The 15,144-nt window shown below is 74.8% G+C and carries 14 protein-coding genes; 10 read left to right on the top strand and 4 right to left on the bottom strand.

Annotated elements, in window-relative coordinates; all coding sequences use genetic code 11:
• The first annotated feature begins 44 nt into the window (after window positions 1-44).
• The 5 genes from JOD49_RS08240 to JOD49_RS08220 are packed head-to-tail and all read left to right on the top strand — an operon-like array spanning window position 45 to window position 5,175.
• Window positions 45-1,643, top strand: coding sequence for an ABC transporter substrate-binding protein (locus JOD49_RS08240; protein ID WP_205306739.1), 1,599 nt, complete (start codon window positions 45-47; stop codon window positions 1,641-1,643).
• Window positions 1,640-2,755, top strand: coding sequence for an ABC transporter permease (locus JOD49_RS08235; RefSeq protein ID WP_307822450.1), 1,116 nt, complete (start codon window positions 1,640-1,642; stop codon window positions 2,753-2,755). Before JOD49_RS08240 ends, JOD49_RS08235 begins: the two co-directional genes overlap by 4 nt.
• Window positions 2,748-3,569, top strand: a complete 822-nt coding sequence (locus tag JOD49_RS08230) for an ABC transporter permease (RefSeq protein WP_205306738.1) — start codon at window positions 2,748-2,750, stop codon at window positions 3,567-3,569. Before JOD49_RS08235 ends, JOD49_RS08230 begins: the two co-directional genes overlap by 8 nt.
• Window positions 3,566-4,513, top strand: a complete 948-nt coding sequence (locus JOD49_RS08225; RefSeq protein WP_307822449.1) for an oligopeptide/dipeptide ABC transporter ATP-binding protein — start codon at window positions 3,566-3,568, stop codon at window positions 4,511-4,513. The genes JOD49_RS08230 and JOD49_RS08225 overlap by 4 nt, the downstream gene beginning before the upstream one ends.
• Window positions 4,513-5,175, top strand: coding sequence for an ABC transporter ATP-binding protein (locus JOD49_RS08220; protein WP_205306737.1), 663 nt, complete (start codon window positions 4,513-4,515; stop codon window positions 5,173-5,175). Before JOD49_RS08225 ends, JOD49_RS08220 begins: the two co-directional genes overlap by 1 nt.
• Before the next feature lie 114 nt (window positions 5,176-5,289).
• Here the strand turns inward: JOD49_RS08220 and JOD49_RS08215 are convergent, their stop codons facing one another.
• Together JOD49_RS08215 and JOD49_RS08210 are read right to left on the bottom strand one after the other, a co-directional pair.
• On the bottom strand, window positions 5,290-6,699 hold the full coding sequence (locus JOD49_RS08215) for an NAD-dependent malic enzyme (RefSeq protein ID WP_205306736.1): 1,410 nt from the start codon (window positions 6,697-6,699) through the stop codon (window positions 5,290-5,292).
• A 487-nt stretch (window positions 6,700-7,186) separates the two neighbouring features.
• Window positions 7,187-8,062, bottom strand: coding sequence for an HAD family hydrolase (locus tag JOD49_RS08210; protein ID WP_205306735.1), 876 nt, complete (start codon window positions 8,060-8,062; stop codon window positions 7,187-7,189).
• Between the two features lie 173 nt (window positions 8,063-8,235).
• On the opposite strand from JOD49_RS08210, the gene JOD49_RS08205 reads away from it, so the two are divergent.
• From JOD49_RS08205 to JOD49_RS08185, 5 genes are all read left to right on the top strand, one after another.
• Window positions 8,236-9,861: an FAD-dependent oxidoreductase gene (locus JOD49_RS08205; protein WP_205306734.1), complete on the top strand. Its 1,626-nt coding sequence runs from the start codon at window positions 8,236-8,238 to the stop codon at window positions 9,859-9,861.
• A gap of 142 nt (window positions 9,862-10,003) precedes the next feature.
• Window positions 10,004-10,807 (top strand): septum site-determining protein Ssd, encoded by an 804-nt coding sequence (gene ssd / locus JOD49_RS08200; RefSeq protein WP_239525168.1) that lies wholly within the window; start codon window positions 10,004-10,006, stop codon window positions 10,805-10,807.
• Complete coding sequence (locus JOD49_RS08195; protein WP_205306732.1) at window positions 10,804-11,961, top strand: TadA family conjugal transfer-associated ATPase; 1,158 nt, start codon at window positions 10,804-10,806, stop codon at window positions 11,959-11,961. The genes ssd and JOD49_RS08195 overlap by 4 nt, the downstream gene beginning before the upstream one ends.
• Window positions 11,958-12,614, top strand: coding sequence for a hypothetical protein (locus JOD49_RS08190; RefSeq protein WP_307822448.1), 657 nt, complete (start codon window positions 11,958-11,960; stop codon window positions 12,612-12,614). The genes JOD49_RS08195 and JOD49_RS08190 overlap by 4 nt, the downstream gene beginning before the upstream one ends.
• Window positions 12,611-13,207: a type II secretion system F family protein gene (locus JOD49_RS08185; RefSeq protein ID WP_307822447.1), complete on the top strand. Its 597-nt coding sequence runs from the start codon at window positions 12,611-12,613 to the stop codon at window positions 13,205-13,207. Before JOD49_RS08190 ends, JOD49_RS08185 begins: the two co-directional genes overlap by 4 nt.
• Before the next feature lie 31 nt (window positions 13,208-13,238).
• Here JOD49_RS08185 and JOD49_RS08180 read toward each other — a convergent pair whose 3' ends face one another.
• Window positions 13,239-13,556, bottom strand: a complete 318-nt coding sequence (locus tag JOD49_RS08180; RefSeq protein ID WP_205306731.1) for a helix-turn-helix domain-containing protein — start codon at window positions 13,554-13,556, stop codon at window positions 13,239-13,241.
• A gap of 306 nt (window positions 13,557-13,862) precedes the next feature.
• Window positions 13,863-15,143 (bottom strand): RNA polymerase sigma factor, encoded by a 1,281-nt coding sequence (locus JOD49_RS08175; protein WP_307822446.1) that lies wholly within the window; start codon window positions 15,141-15,143, stop codon window positions 13,863-13,865.
• Window position 15,144 lies beyond the last annotated feature (1 nt).

The raw sequence follows: 15,144 nt of genomic DNA, 5'->3' as shown, positions 1-15,144 counted from the left end.
GGAACGTCGTGGCGCGATCTCGAGCAGCACGTCCTGTTCTTCCGGTGATCGCCCTCGGCGTGATCGTGGCCCTGGCCGCGTGCACCGCACCGGGCGGGAGTACCGGCGGCGCGAGCCCGGGTGCGGCGGCCGACGGCATCGTGCTCGCCGACGGTTACGAGCTGGGCGGGTACAACCCCGTCGCCGGGTTCGGGGCCGCGGGCGAGGCCAAGATGTACGACGGCCTGGTCCGCCTCACGGGGGGCGAGGGCATGCCGGGGTTCGAGCCCGCGCTCGCCGCCGAGCTCCCCACGGCCAACGACGACGCGACCGTGTGGACCGTGAAGATCCGTCCGGGCGTCACGTTCTCCGACGGCAGCACGTTCGGCCCCGAGGACGTGGTCGCGACGTACGAGGCGATCCTCGACCCGGCGTCCGCGTCCGAGGCCAGGTCGTCGTTCGACATGATCGAGGAGGTCGTCCAGACCGACGACGACACGGTCGAGTTCCACCTCGCGTACTCGTACGCGCCGCTCCTGACGAAGATGCTCATCGGCGTGGTGCCCTCGGAGGCCGTCGCGACGCCGGGCCTCGCGGCCGAGTCCGCGCTCAACACCGCACCGGTCGGGACCGGGCCGTACACGCTCGTGGACCTGTCCCCGGACCGTGCGGTCCTCGAGGCCAACGAGGGCTACTGGGACGGCGCGCCCGAGGTCAAGAAGCTGACGCTCCTCTACGTCCCCGACGACAACACGCGCGCGCAGCGCATGGCCTCGGGCGAGATCGACGGCACCAACCTGCCGCCGCTGCTCGCGAACACGTTCGAGGGCAAGGACGGCATGACGGTCACGGCGCACACCTCGGCCGACTGGCGCGGGCTCTCGCTCCCCACCGACAACCCCGTCGCGGGCGACCCCGCGGTCCGCATGGCGCTCAACCTGGCCGCGAACCGGCAGTCGATGATCGACGACGTCCTGGGCGGGCACGGCCGCCTGGCCGCGACGCCCATCCCCGAGGTCTACGGCGACGCGTACGAGCCCGGCGCGGTCTTCGCGTACGACCCGGACCGTGCCGAGCAGATCCTCACGGACGCGGGCTGGGTCGAGGGAGCGGACGGGATCCGGGTCAAGGACGGGCAGCGCGCGCAGATCGCGCTCATGTACAACTCGGTCGACACGGTCCGCCGCGACCTCGCGCAGGCCTTCGCGTCCGACGCGCTCGCGGTGGGCGTCGAGGTGAACCTCGAGGCGCTGTCCTGGGACCGGATCGACCCGCGCATCACCACCGACGCGACGCTCCTGGGCGGCGGCGACGAGCCCTTCGACCCCGACACGCAGGCGTACGGCGCCCTGAGCTCGGTGTTCGTCCAGCCCGACGTCGGCAGCATCTACGACAACCCGAGCGACTACCAGGACGCGACGGTCGACGCCGCACTGGAGGTGGGGCGACGCAGCCTCGACCAGGCCGAGCGCGACGCGGCCTACCGCCAGGTCCAGGACGCGTACATCGACGACCCGGGCTACGTGTACCTCGTGTTCCTCGACCACACGTACGTCTCGAAGGACACGGGCTGGACCATGTCGGGCCCCGTTCTCGAACCGCACGCGCACGGTGTGACGTGGGGTCCGTGGTGGTCGCTCCAGTCCTGGACGCGGGACCGGTGACCACGGTCCAGGCGGGACGTGGGGAGCGCTCGGCCGGGCGCCCCGGGCAGGACGCCGGGCAGGCAGGCACGGTGCCCGACGGCGCCTCCCGCCCCGCGCCCGACGACGCACCCTCGGTGCGGGACCTGCGCCGCGGGCGCCACCGTGACGTCTGGGTCATGGTGGGGCGCCGCCTGCTCTTCATCGTGCCGGTCACGGCGGCCGTCTCCGCGGGGCTGTTCGCGGCCGCGAAGTACTCGCCGTTCGACCCCCTGGTCGGGTACCTGGGCACCCGGTACATGACCACGACCGAGGCGGACAAGGCCGTCATCTCGGAGCAGCTCGGGTTCGACCGGCCCTGGTACTCGACGTACTGGGGGTGGGTGCGGGACCTGTTCGGCGGGGACCTGGGCCTGTCGCGGTCGTTCCACCAGCCCGTCGCCCAGGTCGTCGGCGAGCGCCTGCCGTGGACGCTGCTGCTCGCGGGGGCCGCGCTCGCGCTCGCGATCGTGGTCGCGCTGGCGCTGGGCATCGCGGCGGGCGTGCGCAGCGGCGGGATCCTCGACCGGGGCGTCACGGCGCTGTGCGTCGTGGTGCAGGGGTTGCCGCCGTTCGTCCTGTCGCTCGCCGCGATCGCGGTCTTCGCGCTCGGGCTGGGGTGGTTGCCTGCGGCGGGGCTCACGGACGCGGGGGCCGACCCGACGGCCGGTGGCGTGCTGCGGCACCTGGTCCTGCCGGTCGTGGTCCTCGCGGTCGCGCAGGTGCCGTGGCTGCTGCTCGCGGTGCGCGAGTCGGTCGTGACGTCGAAGGGGGAGGACTTCGTCGCGGGGGCCGTCTCGCGCGGCATCCCGACGCGCGCGGTCACGCGCCGCCACATCGTGCCGACCTCGCTCGCGCCGTTCGTCAACATCGTGGGGGTGCGGCTGCCCGAGCTCGTGGTGGGTGCGGTCCTGGTCGAGGAGGTCTTCAGCTGGCCGGGCGTCGCTGGGGCGATCGTCACGTCGGCCCGCGACCTCGACATGGCGCTGCTGGCGTTCCTGACGATCGGGACCACGGTCGTGGTCATGCTCGGATCCCTCCTCGCGGACGTGGTCGTGGCCCTGATGGACCCCCGGGTGAGCACCGATGGCTAGGCGCCACCTCGTGGTCGCGGGCGCGGTCCTGGCGGTCGTGGTGCTCTACGCGGTCCTGGTCCCGTGGCTCGCGGGCGTCGACGACCGGGTCACGGACTTCGCGCAGGCCCGCCAGGCGCCGTCGTCCGAGCACCTTTTCGGTACCGACTCGGCGGGCCGCGACCTGTTCGTGCGCATCGCGTCGGGCATCCGGACCTCGCTCGTGGTGGCCCTGCTGTGCGCGCTGCTCGCGACCGTGATCGGGGTCGTGGTCGGTACCGCCGCGGGGTTCTGGGGCGGGTGGCCCGACCGGATCATCATGCGCAGCACCGACGCGGTCAACGCCCTGCCGCACCTGCTGCTCGGCATCGTGATCGTGGCGATGTTCCGCGGGAGCCTCCTCGCGATCGTCCTGTCGATCGCCCTGACCCACTGGACGCAGGTCGCGCGCATCGTCCGCTCGGAGATCCTCAGCCTGCGCCGGCTCCCCTACATCGACGCGGCCGTCCTGGCGGGGGCGAGCCGCCGGCAGGTCGCGGTGCGCCACCTCGTGCCGGCCACGGCCCCGCAGGCGCTGATCGCGGTGGTCCTGCTGCTCCCGCACGCGGTGTGGCACGAGTCCACGCTGTCCTTCCTGGGCTTCGGCCTCCCGCCGCACGAGCCGAGCCTCGGCACGCTCCTCGAGGAGGCGCGCAGCTCCCTGCTCCTGGGCGGGTGGTGGACGCTCGTCTTCCCGGCGGCGGTGCTCGTGGTCGTCACGCTCGCGGTCGCGTTCGCGGGCCAGGCGCTGCGCAAGGTCGTCACCCCGCCCCAACCCTCGGAGCTGAGGCTGTGAACGCTGTGAACACCATGAACGCTGCGAACGCCGCGAGCCTGCGCATCGAGCACCTGACCGTCCGCCTGCCCCTGCCGAACGGGTCGGTCGTGCACGCCGCGAGCGACGTGAGCCTCGACGTCCCGCGAGGCACGATCACTGCCCTCGTGGGCGAGTCGGGCTGCGGCAAGTCGATCCTCGCCTCGGCCGTCATGGACCAGCTCCCGGCGGGGGCACGTCGCACGGGGTCGATCACGATCACGACCCCGAAGGGCGTGCTGGACGTGTTCGCGGGCGCACCCTTCCGGGGCCTGCACGCCGCGCTCGTCCCGCAGTCCGCGGCCACGCACCTCACGCCCGTGCGCACCGCGCGCTCGCAGCTCGACGAGACGATCGCGACGCTCGGCTCGACGCGCACGAGCGACGACCTGGCCGTCCGGGTGGGCCTCGACCCGTCGGCCCTCGACTGCTACCCGCACGAGCTCTCGGGCGGCATGGCCCAGCGGGTGGCCGTCGCGGGGGCGCTCGCGGGCGACCCCTCGGTGATCGTCGCGGACGAGCCCACGGCGAGCCTCGACCGCGCCCTGACCGACCGGATCCTGGGGCTGCTGCGCGAGTGCGCCGACGACGGCGCGGCGGTCCTGCTCATCACGCACGACCTCGCGTCCCTGGTGCGCACGGGCGTGGCCGACCGGCTCGCGGTCATGTACGCCTCGCGGATCATGGAGACGGGCCCGGCCGGCGAGGTCTTCGAGGACCCGCTGCACGACTACACGCGCGACCTCCTGGGCGCGCTGCCCTCGCGCGGGCTGCACCCGCTGCCGGGCTCGCCGCCGCAGCTCACCGACCTGCCCGACGACTGCGTCTACCACCTGCGCCGCCCCGAGACCCGGCAGTCGGGCGGCCCGACGATCCTGGTCCAGGTCGGCGACCGCGCCTACCGCACGCTGCGCGAGGTGGCCTGATGAGCCTCGAGGCGCGCGGCGTCGTGGCGGGCTACCGCCGCAAGCCCCCGGTCCTGACCGACGTCTCGATCAGCGTCCCGGCGGGCACGATCGTGGGGCTCTGCGGCCCCTCGGGCACGGGCAAGACCACTCTCGCCCGGGTCCTGGCGCTGCTCGACGCACCGCGCGCCGGGTCCGTGAGCATCGACGACCAGGTCGCGACGGGCACGCGGTTCGCGGTCCAGGGGGAGCTGCGAGGGTCCGTGGCGATGCTCTTCCAGTCGCCCCGCGCGTCGACCGACCCGCGGCTGACGTTGCGCTCGATCATCGCGCAGCCCGCCGAGGTCGCGCGCCGCCCGGTCGACGTCGAGGGGGTCGCGGCGCGTGTGGGCCTGACCCCCGACCTGCTCACGCGCAGGCCCCACCAGGTCTCGGACGGCCAGCTCCAGCGGGCGTGCCTCGCCCGGGCGCTCGCGCAGCAGCCCCGCTACCTGATCTGCGACGAGGCGACCGCGATGCTCGACGCCGCGACGACCGCGACGCTCGTGCGCCTCGTCGAGGCCGAGGCCGCCGACCAGGGCGTGGGGGTGCTCCTCATCAGCCACGACGAGGAGCTGCTCGCCGCGTGCTGCGCGCGGGTCGACGCGCTCGCGGACCTGCGGCGGGAGCCGGCCCAGCACTGAGCGGTCCCCGCCCGGGCGGGGCGACCGGGGGAGAGGGTCCCTGCCCGACGGCGGTGCGCGGCGCCGTCGGGCACCTCACGCTCTCTTGACGGTCCAGCCGGGCCGGGCAACCGCTCAGACCGTGGGCGTCGCCGCCTCCTCCGCCCGGGCCGCCGCCTCGACCGCGGCCGCGACGACCGTCGTGACCTCGGGGTTGAAGACGCTCGGCACGATGTACGTCGGGTTGAGCTGGTCCTCGTGGATCGTCGAGGCGAGCGCGCGGGCCGCCGCGAGCAGCATGGTGTCGGTGATCTTGTGCGACTGGGCGTCGAGCAGACCGCGGAACACCCCCGGGAACGCGAGCACGTTGTTGATCTGGTTCGCGAAGTCGCTGCGGCCCGTGCCGACGATCGCGGCGTGCTGCGCGGCCTCGACCGGGTCGACCTCGGGGGTGGGGTTCGCCATCGCGAACACGATCGAGTCCGGCGCCATGGTCGCGACGTCGTCGCCCGAGAGGATGTTCGGGGCCGAGACCCCGATGAAGACGTCGGCCCCGACGAGCGCCTCGACGAGCGTGCCGCTCACGCGCCGCGGGTTGGTGCTGATCGCCGTCCACGCGAGCGCGGGCGACAGGCCCGGGCGGTCGGGGTGGATCACGCCCTCGACGTCGGCGACCACGACGTCGTGCGCGCCCGCCGCCAGGAGCAGCTTGAGGACCGCGGTGCCCGCGGCGCCCGCACCCGAGAGCACGATCCGCACCTCGGCCAGGTCCTTGCCCACGACCTTGAGCGCGTTCGTCAGCGCCGCGAGCGCCACGATCGCGGCGCCGTGCTGGTCGTCGTGGAACACGGGGATGTCGAGCTCGGCGCGCAGCCGCCGCTCGATCTCGAAGCAGCGCGGCGCCGAGATGTCCTCGAGGTTGATCCCCGCGAAGACCGGCGCGATGGCCTTGACCGTGCGCACGATCTCGTCGGTGTCCTGCGTGTCGAGCGCGATGGGGAACGCGTCGATGTCCGCGAAGCGCTTGAACAGCGCGGCCTTGCCCTCCATGACGGGCAGCGACGCGAGCGGGCCGATGTCCCCGAGGCCCAGCACCGCCGACCCGTCCGTGACGACCGCGATCGTGTTGCGCTTGATCGTCAGACGCCGCGCGTCCTCGGGGTGCGCGGCGATGGCTTCGCAGACCCGCGCGACGCCGGGCGTGTAGATCATCGACAGGTCGTCACGGTTGCGGATCGGGACCTTGGACTCGATCGAGAGCTTGCCGCCCAGGTGCAGCAGGAACGTGCGGTCCGAGACGCGGTCGACCACGACCCCGTGCAGCACGCGCAGGGCCTCGACGATCTCCTCGGCGTGCGACTCGCCGCGCGTCGCGACCGTGACGTCGACCGAGATCCGCTCGTGGCCCGACGCGGTGACGTCGAGGGCCGAGACGATCCCGCCGGTCTGCTCGATCGCTGTCGTGAGCTCGCTGACCGCGGTGGGCCTGGCCTCGACCTGGAGGCGGACGGTGATGGACGAGGAGACGCTCGGCGCTGAGGGCATGGGGTCAGCGTATTCGGCGGGCGCACGGGGCTGGTGCACGCGAGCGGGCGAACCGGTGACGAGATGGTCAGGAGCTGGGTGCACTCGTCAGCGGTGAGAGCGTCCATCCACCGGTCGTGGCGGTGTGGAAGGTGGCCCGGACACGGGAACGGCGCCCCGGAGGGGCGCCGTGCTCGCCAGCGGGGCGAGGGTTAACAGGCGTGCTGCGAGGGTAGTGCTGCAACGGGTCAAGCCCGGTCAGCCAGTCCTATGCGTGGACTTCTCGCGCGTGGGTTCCGCCCGCCCCTGATGCTGTTGTTCCTCAGTGATACTCCTGTCCCAGGAGCCGCACAAGAGGGACGGGCCGGAACGGCGGAACCTCCACGAGGTGTTCGATCCCGAGCCGGGAGGACCCGGACAACGAGGACCTGGTTCGAACGCCGCTGTCGCGGGGCGGCGGGTGGCGAGAGGACCGGGTGGCGGACGCTCCGGCGGTCCGGGCGGCTCCCTACGCGCTGGTGCCGCCCGGCGCTCCGCCGCCCGACCGCCGGCGCACGGACCGCCACACGAGCCACGCGACGACCGCGACCGTCACGGCGCCACCGACCACGGCCGCGGTCCGCGGCGGGGAGAGCTGGGTGCGCAGCGTGACCGGACGGGTGAACGTGAGGGTGCCCCAGCCGCTCTCGCCCGCGAGACGCCGCAGCGTCCGGTCCGGGTTGACCGCGAAGCCGTGCCCGACCTCGGCGAGCATCGGGGCGTCCGTGATCGAGTCGGAGTAGGCGTAGGAGGCGTCGAGGTCGTAGCCGTGGGCCTCGGCGAGCTCGCGGATCGCGATGGCCTTGTTCTCGCCGTACGCGTAGAAGTCGATCTCGCCCGTGTACCGTCCGTCGACGATCTCCATGCGGGTCGCGACGTAGTGGTCGGCGCCCAGGACGGCCGCGATGGGTTCGACGACCTCCGACCCCGAGGCCGAGACGATCACGACGTCGTGCCCCCGGTCGTGGTGGCTCACGATGAGCTCGACGGCCTCGGCGTACACGACCGGGTCGATGTACTCGTGCAGCGTCTCCTCGACGATCTGCGAGACGGTCCGCACGTCCCAGCCCGTCACGAGCGCGCTCAGGTGCGCGCGCATGCGCTCGGTCTGGTCCGCGTCCGCACCACCCACCATGTACAGGAAGTGGGCGTAGGCGCTGCGCAGCACGTCGCCACGGCTGATGAGGCCGCCCGCGTAGAACGGCTTGGAGAAGGCCGCGGTCGACGACGTCGCGATGATCGTCTTGTCCAGGTCGAAGAACGCGGCGACCTTCCGCGGGCGCCCCTCAGGGGCACCGGTCGTGGGGCGGGGGCCGGTCTGCGGTGAGTCCTGGGGATGGGTCACCCGGCGAGCCTAGCCGCAACCGGCGGCGGGTGGGGTGGGTATGTCCCGGTTCCGGGACGCTCGGGAGCGTGCGGATGTCGAACGCGCGAGCGCGCGGTACGTTCGCCGGGGACCAGCCGCGGCACCGGGGCTCCGGCGGCCCGTCGCTGCGACCCAGTCCGCCGGAGGCACTCATGATCACGCTCGACGAGCTCCGTGCCATCTCGATGTTCGAGCCGCTGCCACCCGAGCCGCTCGAGTTCCTCGTGGGCGCGGTCGAGGACATCCACCTCCTGCCCGGGGAGTACTTCGCGCACGAGGGCGACGAGCGCGCGTTCTTCGTCGTGATCGAGGGCAGGGCCGAGATCACCAAGATGGTGGCGGGGGCCGAGCGCGTGATCGGGGTGCGCACGCCCGGCATGTTCTTCGGCGAGGTCCCCATGACGCTGAGCACGGCGTTCCCGGCGAGCGGCCGCGCGACCGAGGCGTCGCGCATCATCAAGCTCGAGGCTCCCGTCTTCTACACCCTCGCGGCGATGGCCCCCTCGGTGCCCGACCACGTGGCGAGCCTCGCCCGCTCGTACCTCGACGCGCTCCAGGCGCACGCGTCGCAGAAGCCCGTCGCGGAGGCGTGCGTGATCGGCCCCCGGTTCGACGCGAGGGTCCGTGACCTCGCGACGTTCCTGACGCGCAACCACGTCCCGTTCGACCGGGTCGTGAGCGAGCCGGAGGACGGGCCCGACGGCGGCGCGCACCCCGTGCTCGAGCTCCGCGACGGGTCCCGGCTCGCCGACCCCGCGATGCGGGACGTCGCGCGGGCGGTGGGGCTCGCCGTCGAACCGGCGCACGGCGAGTACGACGTGGTCGTCCTGGGCGCCGGTCCCGCGGGGCTGACCGCGGCGGTCAACGCGGCCGCCGAGGGGCTGCGCACGCTGGTCGTCGAGAGCCTGGCGCCGGGCGGCCAGGCCGGGACCTCGACCCGCATCGAGAACTACACGGGCTTCCCGTACGGCATCTCGGGGGACGACCTCGCGAGCCGCGCGCTCACGCAGGCGCAGCGCCTCGGGGCGGAGATCGTCGTGACACGTACCGTCCGGGCGATCGAACCGGTCGCGCACGAGGTCCTCCTCGACGGCGGCGAGACCCTGCGGGCGCCCGTGGTCATCGTCGCGACGGGCGTCGAGTGGCGCTCGCTCGCGTTGCCGTCGGTCGACCGCTTCCTTGGCAACGGCCTGTACTACGGGGCCGCACGCAGCGACGCCGCGCTCGCGCAGGGGCAGGACGTCTGCATCGTCGGGGCGGGCAACTCCGCCGGCCAGGCCGCGATCTTCTTCTCGCGCCACGCCCGGTCGGTCACGATGCTGGTGCGCGGGCCCTCCCTCGCGGCGAGCATGTCGCGCTACCTGATCGACCAGATCGGCGCGAACCCCGGCATCCGCGTCGAGACGCGGCACCAGATCACCGAGCTGCACGGCGACGGCGCGCTCGAGTCCCTCGACGTGCTGGACTCCGCGACGGGGACCACGACCCGGCGTGCGCTGCCGGTCGTGTTCGTCATGATCGGTGCGGACGCGGTCACGGGCTGGCTCCCGCCCGAGGTCGCGCGCGACACGCACGGATTCGTCCTCACGGGCGGGGACGCGGCGGCCGCGCCGCAGTGGACGGCCGACCGGCGGCCGTTCGCGCTCGAGACGAGCGCGCCGGGCGTGTTCGCGATCGGCGACGTGCGCTCGGGGTCGGTCAAGAGGGTCGCGGCGGGGGTCGGTGAGGGCGGGATGGCGATCGCGTACGCGCACCAGTACCTCGCGCTCGGACACTGAGTCGGGGGCGGCCTGGGCGGTCGTCCACAGGCACCGTGCGGCGCGGGTTGTCCACAGGCCCGACGACGCAGCCCCCACGCGCTCGCGTCTCCCCCCAGGATGGACCTGGCCCGGTCCCGGGCCGCCGACAAGGGGGATGTTCATGGGCAGGGCAGTGGCAGCCGTGGTGGGTGCGATCGGCGCACGCGGCGGAGCGGGGACGAGCACGGTGGCCGCCACGCTCGCGGACGGGCTGCGCCGCACCGGCCGGCGCGCCGTGCTCGTGGACCTCGAGACACGCGGCGGCGGCATCGACGTGCTGCTCGGCATCGACCACCGGGACGGTCCGCGATGGCCCGACCTTCGCGACGCGCGCGGCGCCGTCGACGGGCAGGCGCTCGCCGGGCTCCTCCCCGCCTGGCGGCACGTGCCCGTCCTCAGCGCGCACCGCACCGACCCCGTGACCCTCGACGACGGCGTGGTCGTGGACGTCTGCTCGGCCCTCGCGGACGCGTGCGACGTCCTGGTCCTCGACCTGCCCCGGTCCGTGCTGGACGGTGCTGAAGGTGCCGCCGGTCCCGGGGGCACAGGGGGCGCCGGGCACGCGGCCCTCGTGGGGGCCTGCGACACCCTCCTGCTCGTGACCCCGCTCGACCTGCCCTCGGTCGCCGGGGCCGTCGCGACCGCGGCGCTCGCGACCCGGCACGGCGCCGGACGCGCGCTGCGGCTCGTGGCACGGCGACCCGCACCCGGTCGCCTCGACCCCTGGGAGGTGAGCGACGTCGTCGGGCTGCCGCTCGCCGGGGTCGTGCCCTGGGACCGGGGCCACGCCGCGCGCGTCGACCGCGGAGAAGGGCCCGACGTCCGGGCTCGGCGTCCCCTGGGACGCGCCGGTGCGGGCCTGGCCGCGATCGTCGGCGGCCTCGGAGGAGCCGTCGGCGCAGCCCCGGTCCGAGGTGTCGCATGAGCGGTGACGCGCTCGACGACGCCCTGCTCGCCGAGGTGCGCGGGCAGCTCGTCGGCGGCGCCCCGGCCGACGACGCCCAGCTCCACGCGGCCCTGCGCGGGTCCGGGCGGGTGCTCGGCAGCGACGCGCTCGCGGACCTGACCCGGCGCGCCCGCGCCGAGCTCTACGGCGCGGGTCCGCTCCAGCCGCTGCTCGACGACCCCGAGGTCACCGACGTCCTGGTCAACTCCCCGGCGGAGGTGTGGGTCGACCGGGGCGCCGGGCTCGAACGGGTCCCCCTGCACCTCGGGAGCCCCGCGCAGGTGCGGGCGCTCGCGGTCCGGCTGGCCGCAGCAGGCGGGCAACGGCTCGACGACGCGAGCCCGCTCGTCGACGCCCGCCTGCCCGACGGCACACGCCTGCACGCCGCGATCGCGCCCGTGTGCGAGTCCGGCGCCGTCATCTCGCTGCGCGTGCTCCGCTCCCGGGCCTTCACGCTCGACGAGCTCGTCGACTCGGGCGGCCTGCACGGGTGCTGGGCGCCCGTGCTCCGACGCCTCGTGGCGGAACGCGCCAACATGCTCGTCTCGGGGGGCACCGGGACGGGCAAGACGACCCTGCTCGCCGCGCTCCTGTCCCTGGTCCCCGGGCACGAACGCATCGTCTGCGTCGAGGAGGCCCGCGAGCTCGTGCCCGACCATCCGCACGTCGTGCCGCTCACCGCCCGCCGACCCAACGTCGAAGGGGCAGGCGCCATCGACCTCGCGGTCCTCGTCCGCAACGCCCTGCGCATGCGACCCGACCGCATCGTCCTGGGCGAGTGCCGCGGCGCCGAGGTCCGCGAGGTGCTCATGGCGCTCAACACGGGCCACGACGGCGGCCTCGCGACGCTCCACGCCAACGCGGCAGCCGTGGTCCCCGCGCGGCTCGAGGCGCTCGCAGCGCTCGCGGGCATGCCGCGCGATGCGGTCGCGGCCCAGGCCGCCGGGGCGCTCGACGTGGTCCTGCACCTGCGGCGGTCCGGGCGGGTGCGGTACCTCGCGGAGATCGGGGTCGTACGGCGTGACGCGCGCGGCGAGCTCGTGGTCGACCCGGTCGCGACCTGGGACCGGGTCCAGGACCCGGTCTACGGGGTCGGGTGGGACGCGTTCGTGGACCGTTGGGGCGGGGCGTGATCCTCGGCCTCCTGGTCACGTGCGCCGTGTGGACGGCGGTCGCACCGTCGGGGCGGCCTGCGACGGAGGTCGGCCCGGTCGCGGCCGGGCGCCCGCCGGGGCGACGGTGGACCGGGCGACACCGGTCCGCTCCGCCGTCCTCGGTGCGCATGGTCGTCGCGGACGTGGCCTCGCTGCTCCGGGCCGGCGCGGCTCCCGGCCCCGCCTGGGTCTCGGCCGCCGGGGTACGGGTCGACCAGCAGGGGGTGCCGGACCGCGACGACCTGCTCGCCGTGGTGGGCGCTCGTGGATCGGCCGAGGGGCAGGGGCAGGTCGCCGCGGTCGTGGCGGCGAGCCGACTGGCCGCCGACGTGGGCGCGCCGCTCGGCGAGGTCCTGGAGTCGATCGCGCGGGCGCTCGCGGCCGAGTCCGAGGCCCGCGCAGACCGCGAGGCGTCGCTCGCGGGGCCCGCCGCGACCGCACGGGTGCTGCTCTGGCTGCCGCTCGTCGGGGTGCTGCTCGGGGTGGTGCTGGGCGTCGACCCGCTGGCGACGGCGCTGGGTGGCGGCGTGGGGTCCGCCGGGCTGCTCGCCGGTGGTCTGCTCCTGCTGGTCGGCCGACGGTGGTCGGGGCGGCTCGTGGCGCGGGCCCGCGCCGCCGGGGCACCGTCGTGAGCGACTGGTTGGCGGGTGTCGACCGGTTCGTGGTCGGGGCGGTCGGGTGCGGGGTCGCCGTCGCGCTCGCTCCGTGGTGGGCCGCGCGGGCGGGGGTGCGGGCACGTCTCGTCGCGCTCACGCAGGCCGTGCGTGTCGTGGGTCGTGCGCCGGGACCGGCCGGGCAGGTCGAGATCGGCGTCCTGCTCGAGCTGCTCGGGGCTGCGGTCCGCGCAGGGACGAGCGTCCCGCGTGCGCTCGAGGCCGTGGGGCAGGCGATCGGAGGCCCCGACGGCGCCGCGCTCGCCCGCGCCGGGGCGGCGGTCGTGCTCGGGGCCGGCTGGGCCGAGGCGTGGTCCGGTGCGCCCGCCCGGCTCGCGGTGGTGCGTTCCGCGCTGGGACTCGCGTGGGAGCAGGGCGCGGCCCCCGGGGAGGCGCTGCGCGCAGCGGGTGAACAGCTGCGCAGCGACCAGCAGGCCGCGGCGCGTCAGGCCGCGGCCCGGCTCGCGGTGCACCTCGTGCTGCCGCTCGGGGTCTGCTTCCTGCCGGCCTTCGTCCTCATCGGCCTGCTGCCCGTGCTGCTGTCCCTGGGCGGCGGGGTGCTGGGGGACTGAGCGGCCGAGTGCTCGCGGTCGGTCGCCGGTGCTAGCGGCGGTGCCCGGGAGGGCCGTCGTCCAGCAGGTGCGCGACAGGGCAGCCGAACGCGGCCGCGATGGTGCCGAGGTCGTCGAGCGACCACGCGACCTTGCCCGTGAAGCGCTGGGAGACGGCGCTGCGCGACCTGCCGAGGAGCTCGGCGAGATCCTCCTGCGTGATGTCCCGCCGGGCCGACTCGAGCCGGACGGCTCCTGCGGCGATCCGGCTGAGCGGGACCGGGCCGCCGTCCCAGCGGTCGTCGCTCCGGCGCGGGTCGTCACTCCGGTGCTGGTCGTCGCTCCGGTGCGGGTCGTCACCGAACGGCATGGCCGGAGTCCTGGTCGCTGTCCTGCCACGGGGGCGGGGTAGCAGGCATGTGTGCTCGCAGAGGTGTGGGGATCGGAATCGGTGTTCGCTCAGCGGGTGGAGGTTTCGCTCAGCGAACAGTGCTGGTCGTCGTTCCTGCGTCGGTCACCTGGATCGTCGGGCGTCCGGTCGCCTCCATGGTGGCCCGACGACCGGCGGGAGCGGCGGCTGTCCACAGGGAGACCGTTCCGGGGAACGCCGGGGTGAGCCACGGGAGAGCCGCTGGAGAGCAACGGGAGAGCCTCGGGAGTGTCGGAGGCGCAGGGATCACCGGCGCGCGGCCGCCGCGTGCACCTCGGCCAGCCGTCGCGCCAGGTGCTCGCGCTCGGCCGTGTTGCCGCAGCGCCGGACCGCTTCCTCGAAGAACACCGCCGCCTCGGCCGGTCGGTCGGCCCGCCACAACAGCTCGGCACGCGTCGCGGGCAGTCGGTGACTGGTCCGCAGGACCTCCTCGATCCCCTCGAAGTCGTCGATCAGGGCGAGGGCAGCGACCGGCCCCTGGGACTCGGCGACCGCGACCGACCGCGCGAGCCGCACCATCGCCGAGCCCGTGGCCACCTCCAGGTCCGCGTACAGGTCGGCGATCGCACCCCAGTCCGTGTCGGCGGCGCGTCCCGCGACAGCGTGTGCGGCGGCGATCGACGCCTGGAGGCGGTACTCGTCCGCGAGGCCCGTGACGTCGTCGGGCACGGACGCCAGCAGCGCGAGGCCCGACGCGATCTCCTGGCCGTGCCACCGTGACCTGTCCTGGTCCGCGAGCAGCACGAGCGAGCCGTCGGGCGTGGTCCGCGCGTCCCGGCGCGAGTGCTGGAGCACCATGAGGGCGAGCAGCGCGCGCACCACCGGGCGTCCCGGCAGCAGCTCGTCGAGCAGCCGCCCCAGCCGGACCGCCTCGCCCGCGAGAGCGACCCGCAGGACGTCGGGCCCCGTGCCCGGCGCGTAGCCCGCCGTGAAGGTCAGGTACAGGACCGAGGCGACGTCGTCGAGCCGATCGCCCAGGCGTGCCGGCGGCGGGACCTCGAACGGGATGCCCGCCGCGACCAGGCGCTTCTTCGCGCGCGTCAGGCGGGCGGCCATGGTCGAGTCCTGGACCAGGAAGAGCCGCGCGATGTCCGGGACGGGCAGGCCCGCGACGAACCGCAGCGTCAGCGCCGCACGTGCCTCGACCGACAGGGCAGGGTGGCAGCACGAGAAGACGAGACGGAGCCGGTCGTCGGGCAGGTGCGCGCCGTCGTCGGGCGGGCCGGGCACTGCGTCCGAGGCGGCCGCCGCGGACCTCGCCTCGACGACCATGAGCGGCGCCTTCTGGACGGCGACCGCCTCGGCGCGCAGCCGGTCGAGGACCCGCCGCCCGGCCGCGGTGCGCAGCCAGGCGGCGGGCGAGTCGGGCACGCCGTCGACGGGCCACGTGCGGGCCGCGGCGGCGAACGCGTCCGCGAGCGCGTCCTCGGCGAGGTCCGGGCGGCGGTAGCGCGCGATGAGCATCGCGAGCAACCGCGCCCAGTGCTCCCGCCAGGCGGCCGAGAGCGCGTCGTCCGCCTCCGTCACC

Source organism: Oerskovia jenensis, assembly GCF_016907235.1.
Classification (GTDB): domain Bacteria; phylum Actinomycetota; class Actinomycetes; order Actinomycetales; family Cellulomonadaceae; genus Oerskovia; species Oerskovia jenensis.
This window is presented reverse-complemented; position numbering and strand designations above follow the sequence as displayed.